This window comes from Paenarthrobacter sp. YIM B13468 (assembly GCF_042788025.1).
GTDB lineage: Bacteria > Actinomycetota > Actinomycetes > Actinomycetales > Micrococcaceae > Arthrobacter > Arthrobacter aromaticivorans.
In genome coordinates, this window is the sequence record NZ_JBHZPI010000003.1 from 106,476 (window position 1) to 130,025 (window position 23,550).

General features: G+C 60.6%; 22 protein-coding genes. 15 read left to right on the forward strand and 7 right to left on the reverse strand.

Translation table 11 applies throughout. From position 1 onward, the window contains the following. Positions 1-90: 90 nt before the first annotated feature. The gene (locus ACFX4T_RS04150) at positions 91-1,263 is read left to right on the forward strand and encodes an acetate/propionate family kinase (protein WP_377650874.1); all 1,173 of its coding nucleotides are present in this window, start codon (positions 91-93) and stop codon (positions 1,261-1,263) included. Beyond that, positions 1,260-3,671, forward strand: coding sequence for a phosphoketolase (locus ACFX4T_RS04155; protein ID WP_377650875.1), 2,412 nt, complete (start codon positions 1,260-1,262; stop codon positions 3,669-3,671). The genes ACFX4T_RS04150 and ACFX4T_RS04155 overlap by 4 nt, the downstream gene beginning before the upstream one ends. Here ACFX4T_RS04155 and ACFX4T_RS04160 read toward each other — a convergent pair. The 3 genes from ACFX4T_RS04160 to ACFX4T_RS04170 form a co-directional block, all read right to left on the reverse strand. Further along, positions 3,668-5,119, reverse strand: coding sequence for a multicopper oxidase family protein (locus ACFX4T_RS04160; RefSeq protein ID WP_377650876.1), 1,452 nt, complete (start codon positions 5,117-5,119; stop codon positions 3,668-3,670). The genes ACFX4T_RS04155 and ACFX4T_RS04160 overlap by 4 nt on opposite strands. Then, entirely contained in the window at positions 5,119-5,376 is a 258-nt protein-coding gene (locus ACFX4T_RS04165; RefSeq protein WP_223949136.1) for an SHOCT domain-containing protein, read from the reverse strand. The genes ACFX4T_RS04160 and ACFX4T_RS04165 overlap by 1 nt, the downstream gene beginning before the upstream one ends. Before the next feature lie 73 nt (positions 5,377-5,449). Continuing rightward, positions 5,450-6,220, reverse strand: coding sequence for an SDR family NAD(P)-dependent oxidoreductase (locus tag ACFX4T_RS04170; protein WP_216923644.1), 771 nt, complete (start codon positions 6,218-6,220; stop codon positions 5,450-5,452). A gap of 127 nt (positions 6,221-6,347) precedes the next feature. On the opposite strand from ACFX4T_RS04170, the gene ACFX4T_RS04175 reads away from it, so the two are divergent. Next, entirely contained in the window at positions 6,348-6,803 is a 456-nt protein-coding gene (locus ACFX4T_RS04175; protein ID WP_216923645.1) for a DUF1003 domain-containing protein, read from the forward strand. A gap of 166 nt (positions 6,804-6,969) precedes the next feature. After that, positions 6,970-7,440: a hypothetical protein gene (locus ACFX4T_RS04180; protein WP_223949137.1), complete on the forward strand. Its 471-nt coding sequence runs from the start codon at positions 6,970-6,972 to the stop codon at positions 7,438-7,440. A gap of 176 nt (positions 7,441-7,616) precedes the next feature. Here ACFX4T_RS04180 and ACFX4T_RS04185 read toward each other — a convergent pair whose 3' ends face one another. Further along, positions 7,617-8,576, reverse strand: coding sequence for a helix-turn-helix domain-containing protein (locus ACFX4T_RS04185; RefSeq protein WP_377650877.1), 960 nt, complete (start codon positions 8,574-8,576; stop codon positions 7,617-7,619). Positions 8,577-8,762: 186 nt separating this feature from the next. Between ACFX4T_RS04185 and ACFX4T_RS04190 the strand changes: the two genes are divergently transcribed. The 4 genes from ACFX4T_RS04190 to ACFX4T_RS04205 all read left to right on the forward strand — a co-directional run bounded on the left by ACFX4T_RS04190 (position 8,763) and on the right by ACFX4T_RS04205 (position 12,028). Beyond that, a complete protein-coding gene (locus ACFX4T_RS04190; protein WP_377650878.1) occupies positions 8,763-9,797 on the forward strand; it encodes a carbon-nitrogen hydrolase family protein in 1,035 nt (344 codons plus the stop codon). A gap of 33 nt (positions 9,798-9,830) precedes the next feature. Then, positions 9,831-10,886, forward strand: a complete 1,056-nt coding sequence (locus ACFX4T_RS04195; protein WP_377650879.1) for a phenylacetaldoxime dehydratase family protein — start codon at positions 9,831-9,833, stop codon at positions 10,884-10,886. Positions 10,887-11,159: 273 nt separating this feature from the next. Next, a complete protein-coding gene (locus ACFX4T_RS04200; protein WP_377650880.1) occupies positions 11,160-11,714 on the forward strand; it encodes a hypothetical protein in 555 nt (184 codons plus the stop codon). A gap of 155 nt (positions 11,715-11,869) precedes the next feature. Then, the gene (locus ACFX4T_RS04205; RefSeq protein WP_377650881.1) at positions 11,870-12,028 is read left to right on the forward strand and encodes a hypothetical protein; all 159 of its coding nucleotides are present in this window, start codon (positions 11,870-11,872) and stop codon (positions 12,026-12,028) included. Positions 12,029-12,037: 9 nt separating this feature from the next. On the opposite strand, the gene ACFX4T_RS04210 is transcribed toward ACFX4T_RS04205, so the two are convergent. After that, positions 12,038-13,267: a beta-ketoacyl-[acyl-carrier-protein] synthase family protein gene (locus ACFX4T_RS04210; protein ID WP_377650882.1), complete on the reverse strand. Its 1,230-nt coding sequence runs from the start codon at positions 13,265-13,267 to the stop codon at positions 12,038-12,040. A 65-nt stretch (positions 13,268-13,332) separates the two neighbouring features. Here ACFX4T_RS04210 and ACFX4T_RS04215 point away from each other — a divergent pair, with 65 nt between their 5' ends. After that, a complete protein-coding gene (locus ACFX4T_RS04215; RefSeq protein ID WP_377650883.1) occupies positions 13,333-13,944 on the forward strand; it encodes a TetR/AcrR family transcriptional regulator C-terminal domain-containing protein in 612 nt (203 codons plus the stop codon). A 20-nt stretch (positions 13,945-13,964) separates the two neighbouring features. Here ACFX4T_RS04215 and ACFX4T_RS04220 read toward each other — a convergent pair whose 3' ends face one another. After that, entirely contained in the window at positions 13,965-14,552 is a 588-nt protein-coding gene (locus ACFX4T_RS04220; RefSeq protein ID WP_377650884.1) for a TMEM175 family protein, read from the reverse strand. 61 nt (positions 14,553-14,613) lie between these two features. Then, a complete protein-coding gene (locus tag ACFX4T_RS04225; protein ID WP_377650885.1) occupies positions 14,614-16,155 on the reverse strand; it encodes an ATP-dependent DNA ligase in 1,542 nt (513 codons plus the stop codon). A gap of 177 nt (positions 16,156-16,332) precedes the next feature. On the opposite strand from ACFX4T_RS04225, the gene ACFX4T_RS04230 reads away from it, so the two are divergent. From ACFX4T_RS04230 to ACFX4T_RS04255, 6 genes are all read left to right on the forward strand, one after another. Continuing rightward, positions 16,333-16,650 carry a DUF6457 domain-containing protein gene (locus ACFX4T_RS04230; RefSeq protein ID WP_216923654.1) on the forward strand — a complete coding sequence of 106 codons (318 nt, stop codon included), beginning with the start codon at positions 16,333-16,335 and terminating at the stop codon, positions 16,648-16,650. A 549-nt stretch (positions 16,651-17,199) separates the two neighbouring features. Beyond that, positions 17,200-18,555, forward strand: a complete 1,356-nt coding sequence (locus tag ACFX4T_RS04235) for an MFS transporter (RefSeq protein ID WP_377650886.1) — start codon at positions 17,200-17,202, stop codon at positions 18,553-18,555. A 160-nt stretch (positions 18,556-18,715) separates the two neighbouring features. Further along, positions 18,716-19,567, forward strand: a complete 852-nt coding sequence (locus ACFX4T_RS04240; RefSeq protein ID WP_377650888.1) for a TauD/TfdA dioxygenase family protein — start codon at positions 18,716-18,718, stop codon at positions 19,565-19,567. Between the two features lie 231 nt (positions 19,568-19,798). Next, positions 19,799-20,665, forward strand: a complete 867-nt coding sequence (locus tag ACFX4T_RS04245; protein ID WP_377650889.1) for an FAD binding domain-containing protein — start codon at positions 19,799-19,801, stop codon at positions 20,663-20,665. 58 nt (positions 20,666-20,723) lie between these two features. After that, positions 20,724-21,215, forward strand: coding sequence for a (2Fe-2S)-binding protein (locus tag ACFX4T_RS04250; protein ID WP_346433257.1), 492 nt, complete (start codon positions 20,724-20,726; stop codon positions 21,213-21,215). Further along, a complete protein-coding gene (locus ACFX4T_RS04255; protein WP_377650890.1) occupies positions 21,212-23,542 on the forward strand; it encodes a xanthine dehydrogenase family protein molybdopterin-binding subunit in 2,331 nt (776 codons plus the stop codon). Before ACFX4T_RS04250 ends, ACFX4T_RS04255 begins: the two co-directional genes overlap by 4 nt. The last annotated feature ends 8 nt before the right edge of the window (positions 23,543-23,550 follow it).

Here is a 23,550-nt window from a genome sequence, read left to right on the forward strand (position 1 = left end):
GAAGGCCTTTCCGCCAGCTGCCTGAGTGCGTTAGGGTCCTCGAGAGAGAAGGAATCACCTTTTCATCGACCTCGCCGGGGAGGAAATCGCGTGCATGTTCTCGTGCTGAATCCCGGTTCTTCATCGCTCAAGTACCACGTGCGGGACACCTCGGTACCTGAAGCTGAAGCAAGCGTGCAGGCCTCCGGGCAAGTGAACTGGGCGCCTCAGGTTCGCTCAGACCCATCCCGTCTGGACGAAGTTTTCAACGTGATAAATGCCGGTTTGGCCAAAAGCACCGAAGCGGGCCATATTGAGGCAATCGGCCATCGCGTGGTGCACGGTGGCGACCAGTTCAGAAGGCCGACACGGGTCACAGCGGATGTGGCTGCGGCCGTGGAAAGACTTGGTGCTTTGGCGCCACTGCATAACCCCGCGAGCGCGGCCTGCATGCGGACTGCGGGCATCCGGTGGCCGGACGTTCCCCAAGTTGCCGTATTTGATACTGCTTTCCATGCCTCGATACCGGAGTATGCGGCACGTTACGCCATCCCCGAAGACGTCTACAAAGCCCATAGAGTCAGGCGCTATGGGTTCCATGGGATCTCAGTGGAGATGGCTTGCCGTGACGCAGCTGGTTTTTTGGGGGTACCAGGTTCCTCGCTCAACGCTGTTGTTGCCCACGTGGGCAACGGGGCCTCGGTTACAGCCGTCAGGGGTGGTATGAGCGTGGATACGTCCATGGGAATGACACCGCTGGAAGGCCTTGTGATGGGCACGCGCTCCGGGGATATCGACCCCTCGATTGTCCTTTTGATGCAGCGAGAGGGGGCAACGCCGGACGAGGTTGATGAGATTCTTAATCACCGCTCGGGCATGCTGGCCTTGGCAGGTACGGCGGACATGCGGGACGTTGGTGCGGCCGTCGAACGCGGCGAGCCCAAGGCAAGCCTGGCCCTCGATATCTACGCCTATCGTCTTGCCAAGTACATTGCTGCCTACTCAATGGTGGTTGGCCGGCCTGATGCCCTCCTCTTCACAGGTGGCGTGGGCGAGAATTCGGTGGCCTTCAGAACGAAGGTCCTTTCGTGGCTTATGCCCTTGGGGCTTGCAATGGACCAGGACAGGAACCTGTCGCCGCGTGAAGGCATCCGGGTGGTGAGTGCAGATGGTTCGTCATTTCCCGTCCTCGTGGTTCCCAGCGACGAGGAACGGGCCATAGCGGAAGCAACTGCTTCGCTGCTCGGGGAAGACACCAAGGATAGAAGGGGGCGGCGAAGATGAGTTCTGGTATGGAAAGCAACACCTCTGGTTCCCACCGTGAGTCCGAAGATTTCGAACTCCTCAACCGGTATTGGGCCGCTGCGAATTACCTTACGGTGGCACAGATATACCTGCAGGAGAACCCTCTCCTGCGCGAGCCTTTGCAACCTCAGCACATCAAACCGCGGCTTCTGGGCCATTGGGGGACCAGCCCGGGACTTTCGTTGATCTATGCCCATCTCAACCGCCTTATCCGTCGCACGGGGGCGGAGGTCCTTTTGGTGACGGGCCCTGGTCACGGGGGACCGGCCATCGTTGCGAATACGTATCTGGAAGGCAGTTATTCGGAGGTTTACCCGGCGGTGGGGCGGGATTTGGAGGGACTCCGACGCCTGGTCCGGCAGTTCTCGACGCCGGGTGGTATAGGCAGCCATGTCGGCCCTGCCACACCTGGTTCCATCCACGAAGGCGGTGAACTGGGGTATTCATTGATGCATGCCACCGGCGCGGCCATGGACAATCCTGATCTCATCGTTGCCTGCGTTGTTGGCGACGGGGAGGCGGAGACAGGGCCGTTGGAAGGCTCGTGGAAGGCGCCGTCTTTTATCAATCCGCTCAGGGATGGGGCCGTCCTTCCGATTCTCCATCTCAACGGGCATAAGATTTCCGGCCCTACTGTGCTTGGCAGGCAGTCGGACTTGGACGTGGCCGCGCTGCTCGAAGCGCATGGCTGGGATCCAGTGGTCGTGTCCGGCAAGGATCCGGGAATTGTTCATCCGGCGCTGGCGTCCGCCATGGATTCGGCGTACGCCTCCATTCGTGCCATCCAGTCACACGCGCGTCACCAAGGCGTCGACCGTCCCTCCCGGTGGCCCGCCATCATCCTGCGCACGCCCAAAGGCTGGACGGGACCACAAGTGGTGGATGGTCTACCAGTCGAGGGAACCAGCCGGTCGCATCAAGTTCCCTTGTCTGGAGTGCGGGAGAAGCCCGAACACCTGGCACAGTTGGAGGCCTGGATGCGGTCCTACCGGCCGGAGGAACTTTTCGACGCCGAGGGGCGGCTGATCGCCGAACTTGCCGGGCTTGCTCCCGACGGCGGTCTTCGCATGGGAGCGTCGGCTGCGGGACGGGGCGTCGGTGGCAAGGGCCTGCTGATTCCGGACCTTGCCCGGTACGCCGTCGAAACCCTGCCCCGGGGGCAAGTAATGCATCAGAGCACCAAACCGCTGGGGGAGATGCTCCGGGACATCTACCTTGATACTGCCGATGACCCGAGGTTTCGCTTGTTCTGTCCGGACGAGACCAACAGCAACAGGCTCAGCGCGGTCTTTGAGGCCACAGACAGGTGCTTGCTGGAGCCGCCCGCGAACCCGGCCGCTGCCGATGATCATGTTTCCGCCAACGGGCGCGTGATGGAAGTCCTCTCGGAGCACCTGTGCCAAGGATGGTTGGAGGGATACGTGCTGACGGGCAGGCACGGGTTGTTCGCAAGCTACGAGGCGTTCGCGATGGTGAGTGCCTCGATGACTATCCAGCACGCCAAATGGCTGCAACATTCCCGCGAGCTGGATTGGCGGCCGCCTGTCCCGAGCTTGAACATCCTGTTGACGTCTACCTGTTGGCGGAACGACCATAACGGCTTCAGCCATCAGGGTCCGGGTCTCATCGACACCGTCTTGTCGCTGTCCGGCAACGTCATTCGGGTTTATCTTCCACCGGACGCCAATACTCTGTTGGTCACCGCCGAACACATGCTCAGCAGCAAGGACTATGTGAACCTTGCCGTCATCGACAAGCAGGAGCACCCCCAGTACCTGACGCTTGACGAAGCCCGGAAGCACGCAGCAGTAGGAGCTTCTACATGGGGTTGGGCAGGAAACGAAAGGCCAAGCATATCCGATCGTCCGGATATTATCCTGGCATGTGCGGGGGACGTTCCAACCCAGGAAACCCTGGCCGCGTCCTGGCTTCTCCAGCGCTATATCCCAGGGCTCGCCGTCAGGGTCGTTAACGTCATGGATGCCATGGTCCTGCCGCCTCCCGGGACGCATCCCCACGGACTTCCGCATGAAAAGTTCGAGGAACTCTTCACGGCTGACGTCGATGTGGTGGTGGCCTGGCATGGGTATGCGCGGGCTCTGCATCAATTGCTGCATGGCCGCCCCCGTCCGGAAAGATTCCATGTGCGTGGCTACAACGAGCAAGGGACCACCACAACACCGTTCGACATGGTGGTGTTGAACAAGGTCAGTCGCTATCACCTAGCCATGGAGGCGCTTCACCGGACCCGCGGGCACTTCTCAGGTTCGGAAGAACTTGTGAGGCACTGCCAGGGCCAGCTTGAGGCACACGCCTCCTACATCAGGGAGCACTTTGAAGACTTGCCGGAGGTCAGAGACTGGGTGTGGACGGAGCCAGGTTCCTAGCGGACTTCGATCACGCCCATCATGCCTAGGTCCTCGTGGTCAAGGATATGGCAGTGGTAAACGGAACGGCCCGTGAAGTCAGCGAAAGACACCCGCACCTTCACTCGACCGTTCGCCGGGACGTTCACCACGTCCTGGAGCCGCACTCCCTTCACCATCCGGTCATTCACCTCGGTGACCTGCATGGGCCAGATGTGAAGGTGGAAGGGGTGTTCCATCGGGCTGTCATTGAGCAACGTCCACTCTTCCACTGTGTCCGCGGAGGCTGTGATATCCGTTCTAGTGGGGTCGAAACGCTTGCCGTTCAAGGTGAATCCCATCATTCCCATACCCATTTGGGTCCCGAATGTCAGCTGGCGATGGGCGGCAACCCCGGAGAGCCTTAGATCGAGTGCCTCGCTGGCCGCGGGTACTGCCGTTCCAGACGTTTTCCGCGCGCCCGATACTCGCAGGAGAGCCACAGGCGTAGCAGCCGCTGGAGGCACGCCGGCGGCTCCACCAGGACCGGCCATTCCCCGCACACTGCCCCGATCGTAAGGGGCGGCCAGCAGGACTGATTCGCCAGTTACCGTCTCAACCAGTATGTCTGCCCGGTTGCCGGGAGCCAGAAACAGTTCGTCTGTATCAACGGGCAGCGGGAGACGTCCTGAGTCGGTCCCAATCAGGCGGACGTGCTGGCCGTCAAGCCTAAGGCGAAGGTGCCGGGAAGCGCACGCATTAATGACTCGCCACCGTTCGGTATCCCCTGGGGGTGCCGTCAGTTGGGGATTGAGCTGGCCGTTGACGAGAAGCAGTTCGCCTTCCCGGCCCAACATCCGTTCCATCGGGGACGCCGGATGGATATCGCCAAGAGGATCCAGGGTCGTGTCGGAAACCAGCAGGATACGTTCCAGGCCTGCTTTCGTGGCCTCAGGGTCCTCTACGATGATTGCGCCGTAGAGGCCGGCAAAGACCTGGTCAGCCACACCGCCATGATGATGGGGGTGGTACCAGTAGACGCCCGGCGGATGATCCCTCGGGAGACGGTATTCATAATCGAAGGCGGTGCCCGGATCAACTCTGATGAAAGGATTGTCACCGTTGCCTTGGGGCGAAACATGCAGCCCATGCATGTGCAGGTTGGTCGGTTCACTCAAGTTGTTGATGAGACGAATTTTCAGAACGTCTCCTGGCCGGATACGAAGTGTAGGTCCAGGTATTTCTTTGTTGTATGCAAGGGCTGATGCCTGGCGTCCAGCTAATAGCAGGGTGGTACCACCGGCCTCAAGCTGGACGTTCAGCGAGCCATCCGAACTCTGAAGAACAGACGGATATTGCAAGTCCGCCCCCGCAGTGGGAACGGAGCGTTGTGATGCCAGCGTCAGGGCAAGGCCGGTTCCGCCGGTCACCGTACCCGCCAAACCCAAGCCGCCCAGCAGCAGCGCCGAGCGCCGGCTGAGCGGCCGCATCACAGGTCCTCGCCGAGGACCTTGACCCGGTCGCGGTACTCTTCCGCGGTCAGTTCTCCCCTCGCCAGACGCTCATCCAGGATCCGGCGGGCCGTACTTCTTCCTTGGGGTGTTCCGTTGGTGAAGTGGCGTGGTCCTGGTCCATTCAAGCCGCCAAACATCCTCACCACCAGAAGCACGAGTATTGCCAGCCCGATGAGCATGAGCAGCCCCCACAGCCACATCCAGCCGTTGCCCATCCCATATCCCCACATCATGACAAGCACCCCTTCCTACAGGGAATCGTTAATTCGAACTAGCTGACGCCGCGGTCGGCGCGCATATTGGGCCTTAGGTGGCGGACCAACCGTTGTCGGAAGGGAGCACGCACCCATTGATGTTTGAACCGTCCCGGCTCAGCAGGAATGAGATCGATGCGGCGAGTTCATCGGCCTCGGCAATTGGTGGCACATTGGCTTGCATTAAGGGCCCAAGAACTTCCACCGCAAGTTGGGACTTGAACTCGGCGTGGATGTTGGTCCGCGTGCCGCCAGGGCAGACAGCATTCACACGGATACCCCTGCGCCCGTACATTACCGCCGAACTGCGGGTAAGTCCGATGACTGCATGCTTCGATACGGTGTACGCCGCACCCGCCGCCGAGCCACGAAGCCCTGCCTCTGACGAGACATTTACTATTGATCCGGATCCGGCATCAAGCATGAGGGGGACTACCGCGCGCATAAGCCGCATCATCGATGTAAGGTTGACGTCCAGCACCCGGTTCCACGTCTCATCGTCCAGCTCATGAACCGGCTGGAAACTGTCCATGATGCCGGCAACGTTCGCCAATGCGTCCACCCGTCCATTCGCAGCGGCGACAACGCGACGCACGGCATCTTCCGTGCTGATGTCACCAGCCACCGGCACTAGGCTAAGCTCCGGATGCTCGGCAACAAACCGGTCCAGACCGTCCAGGCTGAGGTCACTGGCAATGACACGACCGCCCTCGCGCGCGACGCGCAACGCCGTTGCCCGGCCAATGCCGGACGCAGCGCCGGTGACAATCACCGTCTGGCCGTCGAAGCGGGCGGGTGTGACAACTTCCTGCCATTCGGGCATCGGGTTCTCCTTTTCTTCAGTCCGGGGAGGGACGCACAATCTCTTCATCAACAGCGTGCGGCGGCCTCGCAACGCTCAACAAGTGCTGAAAGTCCCTATGCTGCCTCCCAGGCCCTACGCTGTGCTCATGAGTGAGCGAGTGAGAACGTGGCATGGACAGCACAAGGCTGGGTTGAGCCGTGGTGAGCGCGCAGCCGATGTCTTGCGGAATGGCATGGGCAGCTGGACTTTCGTTGGGGCCTTCGTCGCGTTCATGGCTGCCTGGGCCGCCATCAATACCTATCTATTTGCTACGCAGGCTTGGGACCCTTATCCATTCATCCTGCTGAACCTCTTCCTATCCATGCTGGCGGGCCTCCAAGGCGCCATTCTGCTCATTGCCGCGAAACGGCAGGATGCCATAGCTGCCGCCATGGCTCTGCATGACTTCGAAACAGATGTGCAGGCAAAGGCAGAAATCGATCGGCTCATGGCGGTAAACAACCAGCAACTGGAACTGCTGGAAGAACTCAGGGCCCTCCTGCTCAGGCCAAGCCCAACGGGCACGGAAGTGGATATGGGCCGGGAGGAGTTTGGCGAGTAGTCAGGCCTTGGATTCTCGCCAAACCGTCCAAGGTGGGAGGACCCGGCGGCGTACCAGGCTCAAGGAAGCGTTTGTTGGCATGCCTCTACGTGTGGCTGCGCTCACTGCTACATTGTTTCCGATGGGGGTGCATAGGGTGCTTCCTGCACGTCCGAGGAGTTCCCGTATGAGCATTCAGATTCCGCGCCCTGGCGATATTCCCGTAGCGACAGCTGACGACGACCCGAAGAAGAACCGCAAGGCCCGTACTTCCATTGGCATCGGCCTCATTACTGTCGCCGTGATCAGCGCGGCGGCAATGATTTGGCTTTATTCGCTGTACGGGGCAGGGCTGGCCACCCTCAGTGATAGCGACAGATCAGAACAAGCGGTCTTCGTTACACTCAACATCTTCTACTTCCTGGCGTTGGTGGTGGTTGGTATTTGGAACATCGCTGCCCGGCGCAGCACATCCAAGCTGCCGCCCATTGCCGCACTTGTTTTGTCGTGCCTCGCGCTGACGTTCACGGTTATCAACGTGCTTGACTTTGCGACAACCAGCGGCAGGATCCCGAGTCTCTTCATGGTGTTCCTGAATGTGGCCATCTGCGTTCAAACGATCAGGCTGTTGCTGGTGAAGCCAACGGCGGGTATGTGAATCTCACCGGAGCCCACCAGGACGGCTGCGTAGTTCCCACGGGAGCATCCCGGATCAACCGGTTTCAGCGGTACTGAGTGCGCGCCGTCGGACGTCGGCCCAGGTTTCAACACCGTGTGTTGCCTGCAGCGAGAAGTTTTGGGAGCTAGCAGATGACGTGCTCCGAGCGAGCGGTCTTAGTGGGTTGAAGGCGCTTCTGTTGTTGGCCGCAGCAATTCCGAGGGCGCATGTCCGTACCGCTGGCGGAAGGCACGGCTGAAGTGCGCAGGGTCTGAGAAGCCCCACGTTAGGAACAAGTCAGTCAGTGTGCCGCCATATTTTCCGGTCAACAAGGTCTCCCGGATCCGGTGCAGACGTTGCTGCCAGACCCAGCCCATCACTGTTTCACCGTCCGCTGCGAAGGCGCGGTGGACGCTGCTCGGAGACAAGTGAAGCTCTCTTGCGATGGATTTGATACTCAGGGACTCGTCGCCCAGGTTTTCGAGGATATGGGTTTGCACGAGCTTGCGGCGCGAGAAGCGGTCCGCGTCCGGGACACCCCGGGTCAGGCCGCCCAGGCCAGCAACAATCAGATGTTCCACGCCCTGGGAGACCGATAAGGCGACATCCGGCGAGAGGGCGCCAATATCGTTGGCTAGGAACTGCACTGTATTGACCAGCAGACGCGCAGCCCCCGGATCGGCGTTCACTGCCAGTGCAGTGAGTCTTGCGGCTTCGGGCAGGTGTCGCTCCAAAGCAGTTCTCGGAAGCCGGATCACGAGTTGCTCAAAGTGATCGGTCAGCAGGAGTGAATACGGTCGGGTGGTGTCATAGAGGGCGAACCCGCCGTTGTGGATGGCGGCCGCGCGCCCATCCTGGGTCACCAAGCATGAGCCTTCGGTTTGCATGCCCACCAGATAATAGTCGTCGGAGGAAGCATCGATGGCAGCTGGCGTGCGGTGGACGGATTGCGCAGAGGCGCGAACTCGGGCTAAGTCAAGGGACGCCAAAGACTCGACAGATATTTCACCGTCTATGGACTCGCGGCCATTGCCGGCCCTGCAGTCGAGCTCAACGAAAGTATCAGAAACGGTCTCCGTCCAGAACGAAACCCTGTTTCGGGGAGGCACCGCCGCTGTGCTCACAACCTTGGCCATGCCTAATCTTACTGCCACGCTGCGCCCACCCGTCGGCTGGTTCGCTAGGCAGACCGTGGTGCGTGCAAACGTGACATTCGCAGTCAATGCTCCTGCGATTCTCGATCAAGAATCCCTCGACATTGGGGCGTAGCGTGGACACACATCCACTCTTGTGAGTAGCGTCACATCCCTTAGGAGATCGCAATGAATCACCCCAAATTCAAAGCAGCGGCCGTTCAGGCAGCACCTGTATTCCTTGACTTGGACAAGACCATCGATAAAACGATCGCCCTGATGGAGGACGCGGCCCGGAACGGTGCGGAGCTGATTGCCTTCCCTGAAACCTGGCTCCCGGGATACCCGTGGTACGCCTGGCTTGATGCCCCGGCGATGTGGCTTCCGCAGTACACCCAGCGCTACTTCGATAATTCGCTGGAATACGGCACGCCCCAGGCCGAACGGATCTCGAAGGCCGCCAAGGACAACAACATTGTCGTGAGCATGGGCCTCAGTGAACGAAACGGGGGCAGCCTGTATATCTCTCAATGGTTCATCGACCGCGATGGGCAGACCATCGCCCAGCGCCGAAAGCTGAAGCCGACCCACGTGGAGCGCACAATTTTTGGCGAAGGCGACGGAAGCGATCTCGCTGTCTGGGACACCAGGCTGGGCCGAGTCGGCGGACTGTGCTGCTGGGAGCACCTGCAGCCGCTGTCAAAATACGCAATGTACGCCCAGAACGAGCAGGTACACGTTGCTGCATGGCCGAGCTTTTCCCTCTATGAGGCTGGCGCTTACGCCCTTGGCCCCGAAGTCAACACCTCCGCTTCGCGGATCTATGCGGTGGAGGGCCAGTGTTTCGTCCTGGCTCCGTGTGCCACCGTATCCCAGGAGATGGTGGACGAAATGTGCACCACGGACTTGCAAAAGGCACTTCTCAAGACCGGCGGCGGATACGCCCGCATCTTCGGGCCCGACGGTCAGCAACTTCACGAGTCCCTTCCGGCAGGCGAGGAAGGTCTCATCTACGCTGAGATCGATCTGGGCCTGATTTCAGTGTCGAAGGCCGTGGGGGACCCCGCAGGCCATTACTCCCGCCCCGATGTCACACAGCTAATCCACAACAAGGCTCCTCGACGTGCCGTGGTCGATACCGCTCCGCCTTCGGACCCCGCGCCAGCCGTTGAAAGGACACACGGCGCGGACGAGCCGGCCCTTCCAGCAATGGCCGAACTCTAGATGGCACGGGGCAGCGACGAGCAGGAACCAGCAATGGAATCCTCAATCGCGGCGCACCTCCGGGTCGAACGGACGCGGTCCAAACGTGTGGGGGACAACTATGCCCCGCCCTACCCGTCATACTCCGTGCGCTTCGCGGAAGGCGTCAGCCAGCTTGTCTGCGCCTTCTTCGGCGTCCAAAGCAAGCACCCGCTCTCCAGCGAGGCCAAGGTAGCTTCTGCTGGAATGTGGGAACTATGCGCACAAGAAGACGGACCGATGTCCCGTGAGTACGCCGTCCACATGGACGAACAAGGCTTCGATAACCAGGTCATAATCGCCTACTGGGACGACGCGGACGCTTATGGGCGCTGGTTTCAAAAGCACAGGAAAGCATTGATTGGCGCTGGACTGGAACTTGCAGATCACGGCCGCTGGATCGAAGCGTTCAGTCCGGAAGCACGTGGCTTCGAGACCCTGTACTCGTCCAACACCTTCCCGAAAGGGGCTGCAAGGGTTGCCACGGGAGGATACAGCGGGGAAATCCAGGAACACGGGTACTGGGGGAGCATGCGTGACCGTCTCCCGATTGCACAAACAGAGGCCCTGGTGCCTGCCGGACGCCCGTACGCCGCCGAGAACTCCGGCATCGTCCGGGTGGAGCCCCACGATAACCTGGCAATTATCCGTTCCGGCCAAGACTGGAGCCTCTGTGAAGATGCAGAACGTGCCTCCTATTTCGGCGACGTGGAACCCCAATTGAAAGCAGGGATGGACTTCCTGACGTTGGACGGCGCATCGATCGGCTGTTACGCGAACAGGTACATGACCAGCAGCGACGGCGACGGTTCTGCCCTTGAACAGAGCTTCGGCCTGAGCTTCTGGCACAGCCTGGAGGACATGGAGAGATGGGCGGAGTCCCACCCCACCCACGTCGCCATCTTCATGGCCGCCATGAAATTCCTGCAGGCAAACGCGGGCGCCAGGCTTCGCCTCAGCCATGAAGTCGCGATAGTCTCACGCGAGCAGCAATACTACGAGTACAACAATTGCCATGTCACAACAGGCATGCTCGGCGCATGCAGGCCCTTGGGGGTCAGTCACGCCTGACACACGGACAAGATCAGCAAGGCGGGCGGCCAATTCGAACTGTCCGCCCGCCTCCACGGTTCACGAATCAGTGGCGTAGGGTCAACGGCCGGTCCAGCATTCCGCGATTCCGCTGATCCGGCAGAGGCACGAGGTACCCATCCCGTTAGTCGAACCGCCAGAGCTGAACTCGACAACTGGATACACGGCAGGGACTTTAACCCGCATCAGCAAGCCTGTTGACCGGCCATGACCTGCAAGGCAGGCTGTGAAGACATTCAGGCCAGGGGGACCATGATGAAATACTCACGCAACGCGGCGACTGTTGCGGCACTGCTCGTGCTTGCCCTTACCGGATGCCAGCCAGCGGTCAGGCCGGAAACGGTGGCATCCTCCGCATCGGTGCCAAGCCCGTCGTCGTCCGAACTGGCGGCTATCGTCCAGACGGCTATCGAGGATCGCAACGGCACAGCCCTCGATGTTCCACCGGCCGAACGCCTCGACAACGGGCAGACGACGGCGGCCTACCGGGCGAAGCGCGAGCGGGACCTCTCGGTGGTGGCCCGGTCGAAGGCAGCGTTCAAGTCGAGCGGATTTTGGTATACGTCCTTTTCGACGACGGTGACGGTGCAGTCGCTCGAAGTGAGCGGTGCGGAGGTGAGTGTCCACTTCAAGGAATTGACTGAGGAGTACCAAAGCTCGGCTGCGAACGGGCCGAGCAGCGTCCCCACGGTCTACTCGCTCCCGCAGACCGCTCTATTCCGGGCGTCCGCGGGCACTTGGCAGCTAGATAGCATCGCCCCGTCCGAGCACGGCGGCGCGCTGCCGATGTCAGTCGTCGAGGACTGAGAACGGCACGATCGAGGATCCTTGAAGGGCTGGCCTCGGGTGCATCCTTCACCGGGTGGAACACTCGTCAGCGAAACGGGGCGCGCCTTCGCCCGTCCCGGGGAATCGCTGGTGGTTTGCGTAGCATGGGGGCTCAACGTCTATTGGGGGTAGCAATGAATTCAAGTCCAGCCTTCGGAATTATCGGGATCCTTTACGCGGTCTTCATGATCGCGGTGGCCGTCCTGGCCGTATACGCCCTGGTCCTGGTCGTCATCTTCTTACGGCTAAGGATCGCTGAGCTGAAGAGGGCAGCGCGGGCCCAGGACGGCTGATATTGCTGTTTAGCCCTTGCTGAAAATCAGGCTGACGTTCTGGCCGCCAAATCCGAACGAATTGGAGAGTGCTGCGGGAGATGTTCCGCGGCGTTTTGCGGTGACAATGTCCAGCCCGAGTTCCGGGTCCACGTTTCCTTGGTGAAGATTGCGGGTGGGAGGGATGACTTCCTGTGCGACGCTCCGGACTGCGTTGATGGCTTCAACTGCGCCGGCGGCCCCGAAGAGATGTCCCAGGGAGGCCTTGGGTGCCGTCACCGGAATGGTGTCGCCGAAGATGGCCTTGATGGCTTTTGCTTCCGCCAGGTCCCCCAAGGAGGTGCCGGTCGCGTGGGCGTTGACGTGGCCCACCTCCGCTGGGCTCATGCCGGCGTCGTTGAGGGCTTTGGTGATGGCGGTGATCTGGCCTTGGCCGTCGTCCGCTGGTGCCGTCATGTGGAAGGCATCGGAGGCAATGCCCACGCCGCGCAGGACTGCGTGGACGGTTGCGCCGCGGGTCATGGCGTGCTCGGGACTTTCCAGCACCAAGATGCCTGCGCCTTCGCCTAGGACGAAGCCGTCGCGGTCTGAGGCAAAGGGGCGCGACGCGGAGGCGGGGTCCGCTATAAGTGTTGAGAGAGCCCTCGTTTGCAAGAAGGCAGCGACGGTGAAGGGGGTTATCGCGGCTTCGGCACCGCCGGCAATGACTACGTCAGCTTCGCCGGAACGGATCAATCTGGCGGCCATCACAATCGCTTCGGCTCCCGACGAGCACGCCGAGACGGGAGTGTATGAACCCGCCTTGGCACCGTAGCGGATGCTGACAGCCGCGGCGGGTCCGTTGGCCATGAGCATTGGTACTGCCCGGGGGGAGATACGGCGCTGGCCGCGGTTCTCCAAGGTGTCGTCTTCCCGGAGGAGCGTGCCGATTCCGCCCACGCCTGTTCCCGCCGCCACAGCCAGGCGGGTGCCGTCAACCTGGGGCGAACCGGCATCTGCCCAAGCTTCTGCCGCGGCAACCAGGGCGGCTTGCTGACCCCGGTCCAGTCTTTTGGCTTCGACGGCGTCAAGTCTGGTAGCTGGGTCGGTGGCCATGGATGCGGCGATGGTTACGGACAGTCCGCTGCCCTGCAACATATCCGGCCCGACATCCCGCACACCTGAACAGCCCTCAAGGAGGCTGGCCCAGGTCCTTTCGACCGTGCCACCCAAAGGCGTTGTGGCGCCTATTCCTGTCACAGCAACATCTCGTGCCCTCATGGCAACTCCTTTTCTTGTATGACATACAAGATATACGGATAATTGTATGAAGTACAATTTTCTGCATGGGCACACAACGCAAGGGGAAACGTCTACCGGGGGGTCCCTCGCAGGCTCGTGGTCACTCGACCAGGGGCCGAATCCTGGACAGCGCGGTGAAACTTTACCTGGCGAACACCTCGGGTGAGGTGAGCGTGGCAGCGATCGCTGCCGATGCCGCCGTGTTTCCCAACCAGGTGACCTACTACTTCGGTTCCAAAGACTCGCTCTTCATCCATGCTGCTTTTCTGGCATTGCTCCACGATGCGGAACGCGTTGAGGCGATCGGCGACAGTGCAGCGAGTCCCGAGTCGTTTCGAAGGAACATGGCCCGCACGGTACTGATGCTCCCGTCCATGCCGTTGGTGGTGCGCGCCTTGGCAGTGGGAACATCCCGGCCCGCCCTCGCCGCCGTGGTGGATCAACATCTGAATCTGCTGTTCCGCCAGTCCGAACGCTATCTTGCCCGTCTTTTGAAGCAACGGTGCTGGGAAGTGCAACGTCCCATGCCGGTGGAAACCAGGACGTTCTGGAGCGCAGCCTTCGGAGCCAGCCTCCTGTCGCAGGCCGGTGCTATGGGATCGGGGAGCGACGTGGACCTGTCCGGCACGTTGACGGTTCGAGATGGGAGCCGATGACTATAGGCAGTCCTGGGCGGTCAGTTCTGGTGAGCCCGTGTGACGAAGTGCTCAACGCGGCGGTCAGGAATTAGCCAGATCAGGGCCACGATGGTGTAGGCCGCAACTCCAAGCAGTGGCTGTATGGCGGTGAGTCCAAGGCCAGCTATGTAAATCAGCGGCGACGTTTTGCCTTTCCAGTCCCAGCCGATTGCCTGCGCCAGGGGGCCATCCCGGCCCTGTTGGCGGATCAGCGCCCGTTCCAGGATGAAGTAGGCGATCGCGGCGCACAGCAAGTTGATCCCGTACGTCAGGACCGGGATCTGCACGAAGCCGGACTCATCCATCCAGCGCGTGGTGAACGGGACCAGTGAAAGCCAGAACAACAAGTGCAGGTTGGCCCAGAGGATCGCGCCGTTAACCCTGCTTGCCAGATGGATCATATGGTGGTGATTGTTCCAGTAAATTCCAACGTAGACGAAGCTGAGCAGGTAGCTGAGGACCGTAGGTAGGACGGACCTCAAGCCAAGCCAGGTCGGTTCGTCCGGCACACGGAGTTCCAGCACCATGATTGTGATGATGATGGCAAGCACACCATCACTGAACGCTTCCAGACGGTTCTTGTTCACCGGCGTCCCTCCATGAAAACCAACATCCTAGTCATTCCGAATCCGGCTCCGCCGGCTGGGGCTATACCTTTGTCCTGCCTGATGGACGGAGCAGAGCGCGCAGCGTCTGGATGGTGTCAACCTCCGCGGCAGTCTTGTCATCACGGTAGCGTTTGACGCGTGCGAACCGAAGGGCGATTCCGCCCGGATAGCGAGGGGATTGCTGAACGCCGTCGATGGCGATCTCGACGACGGTCACCGGTTCAGTCCACACCGTGCCCGCCGTACGCCGCACCTCCAACTCCTGGAACTTTTCAGTCTGCCACCGCAGCAGAGCGTCGGTGAGGCCTTTGAAGGTCTTGCCGACCATCACGTAACCGCCGGGTTCGCCGAACTCGCCAACAGGGTCCAGGGCTCCGAGATGCAGGTTCGACAACAGCCCGGCCCTCCGTCCTGACCCCCATTCGCATGCGAGCACCACCAGGTCATAGGTGAGCACCGGCTTCACCTTGATCCAGTTCGAACCCCGCCGCCCAGCGGCGTAGGCCGAGCCCAGCGCCTTCACCACTACACCCTCATGGCCGGCATCCAGCGCATCGCGGGACACACTCTCGGCAACAGCCGCATCCGCAGTGATTTTCCCAGGGATGCGGTGACCGGGGGCGATCCGTTCGAGCACGCCGATGCGTGTGGCCAGCGGTTCATCGAGGAGGTCGCGCCCGTCGACGTGCAGCACGTCGAAAAACCATGGATGCAGCAGCGTGGTGCGCGCGGCGTTCGCCCCGAACCGGGACATGGTCCCTTGGAACGGCCGGGGCCCGCCGTCCTCGTCGAGGGCCAGGGTCTCGCCGTCGAGAATCACATCGCGCACGGGGAGTGCGCGCACCACCTCCACCACCTCGGGCAGCCGATGGGTCACTTCGGCCAGGGTGCGGGTGTAGATGTGCACGTCGTCGGCGGCACGGTGCACCTGGATGCGAGCGCCGTCGAGCTTGTATTCCACCGACGCTTCCCCTGTCGCTTCCAGCGCCTCGCCAGTACTGGCCGCGGTTGCCGCGAGCATGGGCTGCACGGGACGTCCGACGACGAGGCCGACTGCGTCAAGCTGGGCTGCGGTGCCCGTGATCGCCAGCAGGGCGGTCGCGCCCAGATCGCCGGAGAGCATCGCTGCGCGGCGTACGGCCTCGACCGGCCGACCGGCAGCTCGAGCTACCGCATCCGTCAGTACGCCCTCAAGAGCACCGGTACGAAGTTCGCCGAGCAGTACGCCGGCGATGAAGGCCTGCTCTCGTTCGGTGGCTTCGGTCATCACCGACCGAAGGGTGGCGGCGCGATCCACGCTCGAGCCAGCGCCGCCGGCTGCCAGCAGCCGGTCCAACGCTGCGTCGATGTGGGCGATAGTGAGATTTGGCTCCGGAGCGGGCTCGCCCTTGGCCGCCCTCATGCCGCTCCAGCCAATGCCGACTCGGCCCTGGCGAGGCTTGGCGGTGAGCAAGCCGATCGCCGTCGGGATGTCCGCGGGGTCGAGCCGGAGCAGCAGGCCTGCCAGTTCGTTGATCTTGGCGACCCGCGAGCGGGTTGCCGCGACGGCTTCCGAGGTCTTCACGAGCTCATCGAGCAGCATGGCACCAGTCTGTCACGCCTGCTGTCCGTGGACAGCGATTAGGCCCCGTTCCAGAAACGGCTCGTCGGAATGACCAGGGCCAGCCAATTTGCCGTTAACCCACTGACTTGTGGGGGAATGCCTTGTATTCTCGTGGCACCACCTCCGACCACTCGAGAGTTTCGGCAAGGAGAAATCATGCCCAGCGACGACGAAGCACAGGTTCTGTCCCAATGGAGTGAGGAACTGGCGAGGGCGCTGCAAATCCTGGATCTCGATGTGGACCAGGAACTGGTCCTTGATCTGGCCAGGAAATCTGCGGACTCCGTGATCCATGCAGCAGCGCCGGTGACGGCTTTCATGGTCGGCTATGCCGCCGGCCTTGAAGCCGGGAAAGGAAGCCAGGGTTCGGACGTTTCACCTGCCGTGGCGACCAACAGGGCGGCAGACGTCGCCTTCAAGCTTTGTTCTGAGAGGGCGGAAGGAAAGGGCTCGGAGCCGACAAATCAGTCGTAAAGTCGAGGACTCCTCTTTCAGGTGCACCGCCGCGCCAAAGCTTTGATGACCGGTCTGAGCTGTTGAGTCGCGCTGACCCATGCCTGGGTCGATCATCATACAGCCGGTCAGCACGGGACCTACGGCAACTGTCGCGAGCATGATGACCGGACGATAGCTGCGCGTGGGTATCGCCATGTCCCGGGAATTTATAGGCAAGGCGTGCCCACGGGTGAAGTCTGTTTCCTCTTCGGCCGCCTCCTTCGGGTGAGCCTCCCGCGAAGTGAAAAGTCGGGCCGTCGGTGACTGTCCCAAATCCCATTCAGACTCCAAGGACAGCTGGGTCCATGCCCTGGGAAGGGCTTGGTGCTGGGGGTTCAACCAAGTTCCGTAAATCTATAAATGAGATCTTGCACACATAACATCTCAGTCGTAAGATAATGACGACTGAAGTACTTCAGACCTCCAGATTGCAGCACTTTCCCAGAAAGCGGCGTGTTCCAAGAGCACCCGCTTCGCCAAGGTCGCGCACCGCGTGGCCCTTGTTTGCCAATTGCCGGGAGGCACAATATGAAAGTTCCGGTCGCCCAACAAGCGGGCGCTGGTTCGCCGAAAAAGGTCGCTATTGCGAGCATGATCGGCACAACCATCGAATGGTACGACTTCTTCATTTACAGCACCGCCGCTGTGCTTGTCTTCAATCATCATTTCTTCCCCGGTTTCGACCCCGCTACCGGCACCTTGCTTGCCTTCTCCACCTTCGCCGCAGGCTTCGTCGCCCGTCCCATCGGGGCAATCGTGTTCGGTCACTTCGGGGACAGATTGGGACGAAAGCCAATGATGGTCATCACGATCCTGATCATGGGCGTCGCCACTGTATCTGTTGGGCTATTGCCGACGTATGCCGCGATCGGCGCCCTTGCACCTGTTCTGCTGGTGATCCTGCGATTGACGCAGGGATTCGCACTTGGCGGGGAATGGGGCGGTGCCGTACTCATGGCAACGGAACATTCGCCAGAGGGGCGGCGGGGATTCTTCAGTAGCTGGCCGCAGGCTGGGGTGGCTATTGGCCTGATCCTGGCTATGACTGTCTACCTGCCCCTGGATGCAATGGCAACGGACGAATTCATGGCCTGGGGATGGCGTCTTCCGTTCCTGCTCAGCTTGGTGCTTGTCATCACTGGATTGGTCATTCGAAAGCGGGTCGCCGAGAGTCCGGAGTTCGATCGTGTCAAGGAAGCGCACGCTGTGGTGCGCCTTCCCATCATCGAGGTTCTTCGCACGCATCCGAAGCAGGTGCTGCTGGTCGCAGGGGCTAGTCTCTCGCCGGGCATCTTCTTCTACCTGATCACCGTCTACAACTTTGTGTACACCCAAAACTCCGGGGGCTTGAGCGAAAGCTCCATGCTGATTTTGGTCATTGCCACTTCAGCGGTTGGATTCGTGGTGACTCCGATGGCGGGCGCACTGTCCGACAAATTCGGTCGCCAACGGATCTACCTTCTGGGGCTTGCGCTCATTAGTGTTGTGGCCTTCCCGCTTTACTGGGCGCTGGACGCGGGCATGTACGGCTTTATAGCCGTGGGATATGTCGCTGCAACAGTAGCCGTATACACCCCGTGGGCACTTCAGCCCGCATACTTCTCCGATGCCTTTGATGCGAGAGTCCGCTATAGCGGTCTTTCCCTGGCCACCACGCTGGGCAACCTCTTCGGCAGCGCCATCGCCCCCCTCGTCGCTGGAACATTACTCAGCGCAACGAACTCCTCTCTCTCCACTTCGCTGTATGTTTTCGTCGCCGGAGCCATATCGTTCGCGTGCGCCATTGTGCTCGGGCGGTCGAATCGGAGGAAAGCGCAGGCGGGCGGTATCAGGAACGAATCGGCCGGGGTTGACGGTCTCCCTACTCCAACCTTTTCAGAGTGATGTGCGGCTGCGAGTGCCGGTATCGATGCAGAGTCATCGAGTTGAAGGCTGGTCCTGACCCGGACATCTCCAAGACCACAGAGTTCTCCGCTTCTGCGTCGAACGAAGCCAATCCTGACGAACAAGCTCCAAATTTCTCGCTTACAAGAAAGGAATTACCATGACTAACGAACCTGAGTTCAAGACATTCACCCTGGAACGGGCAACACCTACCATTGGCGCCTTTATCCACGGACTGGATCTACGCGAGGAGATCAGCGCGGAATGCCAGGACGAACTGCGCAGCGCTTTCCTCAAGCACGAGGTACTGTTTCTACGCGATCAGCAGATAGGCCCTGACGATCAGATTAGGTTCGCGAAGATTTTCGGTGACCCACAGGAAGTCAGTGCCTTCTTTCCCTCGCTCCCTGGCAACCCCTTCATAGAGGTCCTCGAGTCTCGCGGGCGCGCCGCCGGAACCGACGTCTGGCATTCGGACTTGACCTGGCAGGGGAATCCTAATTCCGCTACCTGCCTCCATGCTCAGCAAATCCCACCCTGTGGCGGCGATACTCTCTGGGCCAGCATGACTGCAGCATATGATGCCCTGCCTGAAACAATGAAGGAGCTCATCGACGGCCTCGAAGCAGTGCATGACTGGGAAAAGGAGCTGACGGGTGTTGTCCGCCAGGGCGAGAATGGTGAAGCCCGTTATGAAGAAACCCGGCGGAAATATCCGCCAATGACCCACCCTCTGGTGCGTAAGCATCCAGAAACCGGCCGCAAGCTTGTCTACGTGAACGAATTGTTCACCACCCGCATTTCGGGGGTTCCCACTCAACTGGGCGACTCGCTTCGAACCATGCTCACCGGCCTGGCCAAGACCCCGGAATACCAGGTCCGATTCCGCTGGGAGCCAAACTCCGTTGTCATTTGGGACAACCGGTCTACACAGCACTACGCGGTTGGTGACTACCACCCGCACTACAGGCTAATGCACCGGGTAACTCTCAAGGGAGATCGCCCGGCCTAGTGCCTTCGATGCTGGGCGGCCACGGTTTGAGGGCCGCCCAGCGTCTTTCCGGTGTTCCATAACGTCATAGCACGTTCAGGTGGGAGCCAGCTGTTGCTGAATATCCACGAAACTGAGTATTCAGACAATTGGTCTTGATCTAAACTGCACATTTCAGTAGGGAAGAGTGGCTGGCATGGGCCGCCGTGTCGCGGACAGCCCTCTCCAGCCAAAGCGAAGGAAGTCCGACCATTGCGTGGCCAAAATTTAGGGGCAGGGCTGATAGCCCAGAACCAGTCAGCCCTGCCGCCGTTCATCCTGTACCGTCCAACATCGCTGCCCGAGGCCGTGGACCTCAATGAACAGCATCCGGAGGCCGTGATGGCCGCGGGTTGTTCAGACCTTGTAGCGCAAATTCGCGAGGGATGCGAGCCCGAGGTTGTGATTTCCTTACAACACGTCAATGAATTGCGCTCCATTACCCACGAAGACGGAGTCTTAGGTATTGGCTCCATGGTGACTCACCATGCCGGCAGCACCAGTCCCGACATTCGTGCGTTCATGCCCGCTCTGGCTACGGCCTGGGGATCGATTGCGACCGTACGAATCCGCTATCGCGGTACGCTGGGCGGCAACCTTATGGCGCGGCGATTCCGGTACGAACTTCCGGTCATCCTCTCAGCCCTGAATGGGCAAATGCATTTTCAGGCCAGCGACGTCACCACCCTCCCCGTGTCTTCCCTTTGGGACCGGGACGCCAGGAGTCCAGGCATTCTCACCGGGGTGACTGTCGAGACCGGCTCTTTGCTGTGGTACGGCTACGAGCGTTCCATGCGCCCCGTGAGTACTGTGGCCCTCGCTGTGCGCAGGCAGGCAGGTGCCGGGATTACCGTTACAGCCGTCTGCGGCAGCGAATACCGACAACCTTTCATTCTTTCACACACTGCGGCCGCGACTGCCATCAGCGATTTGGACCCGGTGGCAGTGGGCGCCGTCCTGGCCTCGCAGCTTCCGGACGCAGCTGGCGACTTCACCGGAACAGCCGAATATCGCCGCCATCTGGTGGGCGTACTCTCCAGCCGACTTCTTGCCCGCGCCGCCGGCTACCAGCAGAAATGAGGACCGGGTGACTCCCGACGCACAAGATTCCCCATCAGTCGGGGATGAAAAGCTCACTGTGGATCTTGAATTTGACCTGAACGGAAGCCCGGAAAGGCACAGCGTTCCGACCAGCACGACAGTCCTGGACCTGCTTCGAAACAATTGCGGTAAACGAGGCGTCCGCGGTTCATGTGAGCGCAGTGTTTGCGGCGCCTGCACGGTGCTCATTGATGACGTTCCCGTGGCTGCCTGCTCCACGTTTGCCTTCGAAATCGATGGCACCCGTGTTGAAACGGTGGAGGGTTTGGCTGCCAAAGACGGTACCTTGAGCGCCCAGCAGCAGGCGTTCAGGGAGTGCGGGGGCTTTCAATGTGGTTTCTGTACGTCCGGCATGCTGATGTTGACGACCGCCTTGCTACGGGAAAGTCCAGAGCCAGACCGGGAGGAAATCCGGGAATGGATTAGTTCGAACACGTGCCGCTGCACGGGTTACGAGATGATTCTGGAATCCGTGGAACGAGCTGCCGAACTGGGGCGTACCCCGCAGACGAATGGGGAGCTCCAGTGACAAAAACTCCCAGCCCCTTCACAGCCGCGCAGGATGCGCCGATCGTCGGCCGCAACCTCCCTCGGCTCGACGCCACTGCAAAAGTCACGGGCCGCGCCGTTTACACCGTGGATATCGACAGGCCCGGAATGCTGCACGCCAAGGTGCTGCGCAGTCCCTATGCCCATGCCAGGGTCCTAAGTATCGACGCCGAAGCCGCCCGACGCTTGGAAGGAGTCACCGCTGTTCTGACCCGCGACGAAATCAAGGGACTGAACTGCTATGGCACTTACGTCAAAGATCAGCCAATCGTAGCCACTGATTTAGTCCGTTACGTTGGTGACGTTGTGGCCGCTGTGGCGGCCATAGATGAGCACACCGCTTTTGCGGCATTGGATTTGATCACCGTCGAATACGAACAGCTCGAAGCCGTCTTCGACCCGGAAGCAGCGTTGGACCCCTCCGCTCCCTTGATTTTCCCCGCAGAACCTTTCGCAGCGTTTCCCGAATACGGGGATGGTGCCTCAGGGAATGCCCGGAGCGCGCACAATGTGAGCTACGAATTCCGATATCAGACGGGCCCTGAAGACGCGTGGGACGAATGCGACCACGTCTTCGAGGACACCTTCGCATTTTCCCGCATGAACCACATGCATCTTGAGCCGTTTGTAACCGTCGCCGAGGCAACGGCGGACGAAATAGAAGTGTGGACTTCCACGCAAAGTCCGTTCCCAATGCGCAAAGAACTGGCCTACGTCTTTGGGTTGCCGGAAAACCGGATCCGGGTCAATGTCCCGCTTCTGGGTGGCGCCTTCGGGGCTAAGAACGGACCCAAGACCGAAACCATAGCCATCCGACTCTCACAGCTTTCGGCCGGCCGGCCGGTTCGCTACTGCATGACCACTGAGGAAGTTTTCCTGACACTGAGCCAGCATGATGCCGTTCTCACAGTGAAATCCGGGCTCAAGGCTGATGGGGAGTTTGTCGCGCGCCAGTCACGGGTTCTGTTAAATGGTGGCGCCTACGCCGATGCCAGCCCGCTTGTTGCCGAAAAGGCCGGATACCGGATGCCCGGAGCCTACCGATGGAAACGCATTGATTCGGTCTGCCAGGCCGTAATCACCAACACCGTGCCAGCCGGCGCCTTCCGCGGCTTCGGTGCGACCCAAGCGACTTGGGCAAGTGAGCGTCAGGTGGACCTCATCGCAGAACGGCTGGGTTTGGATCCCTTTGATCTTCGGCTGAAGAACATGAAGGACCTTGGCGAGGACTTCGTTCCCGGGGAAACCCCTATCGATTCGGACTTAAAACACGGGCTGAACCTTGTGGCGGACGCTATTGGGTATCGTGACCGTAATCGTTCCGGTAACCGGGGTATGGGTGTTGCAGTCGGCCTGAAAGACGGTGGCGGTGTCAATAAGCCCTCCCAGGCCCGCGTGAAGGTGACTACGAACGGGGATGTCTTTCTCAACTGTGCCCTTATCGAAATGGGCCAGGGTGGGCACTCAGCCCTCTGCCAGATTGTCGCGGAGGTGCTTGCCTGTGACCCGCAACGGGTCAAGTTTGCTCGGGTTGACACTGACTCCAACCCTTTTGATCAGGGGACCAATGCGTCCTCAGGCATCGCAGTCATGGGTCGGGCCGTCCTTCAAGCCGCCGAACGTGTGAGGTCCGCTGTACTGGATTTCGCGGCCGAACATCTGGAACTTGAGCGCGAATCGATAATCCTGGCGAACTGGCAAGTGATTGACTCTGAAGGCAATTCCTATGATCTTGCGCCCCTGATCATGAATGGTTTTGGCGGAACGGGCTTCGAGTTCACCGGCGATGGGTTCTTCAAGGCCCGTTCGTCGCGGAGGGCACCGTTGGAGGCTCCCTGTATTTTCTGGGAGATTGGCTGGGCAGCTGCTGAAGTGGCCGTTGATCCGGAAACGGGCAAGGTGGAACTGCTTCAGCTGGTGGTAAGCGGCGATGCTGGCAAGGTTGTCAATAAGCTCGGTTGCCGCGGTCAGGATGAGGGAGCCGCAGTCTTCGGATTGGCGCAGGCGCTCTTCGAGGAACTTCGCTATGACGACGGCGAACTGCTCAATGCTGAGGCCCTGCTCTATCGCGTGCCCCTGGCGGAAGACATCCCGCGCCGATTCTGGTCCATAACCCAGGAACAGGGCCATGGCACTGGTCCTTTCGGAGCCAAGGGGATGGGCGAAGGGGGTATGCTGCCGATTGCTCCCGCGATTGCCCAAGCGATTGCCGACGCCACCGGGGCTCAGTTAACTTCGTTGCCCATGACCCCGCAACGCGTCTACAACGCGATCCGAGATGCGCAAGCGACCAAGGGGTGGGGCTGACGAGGATG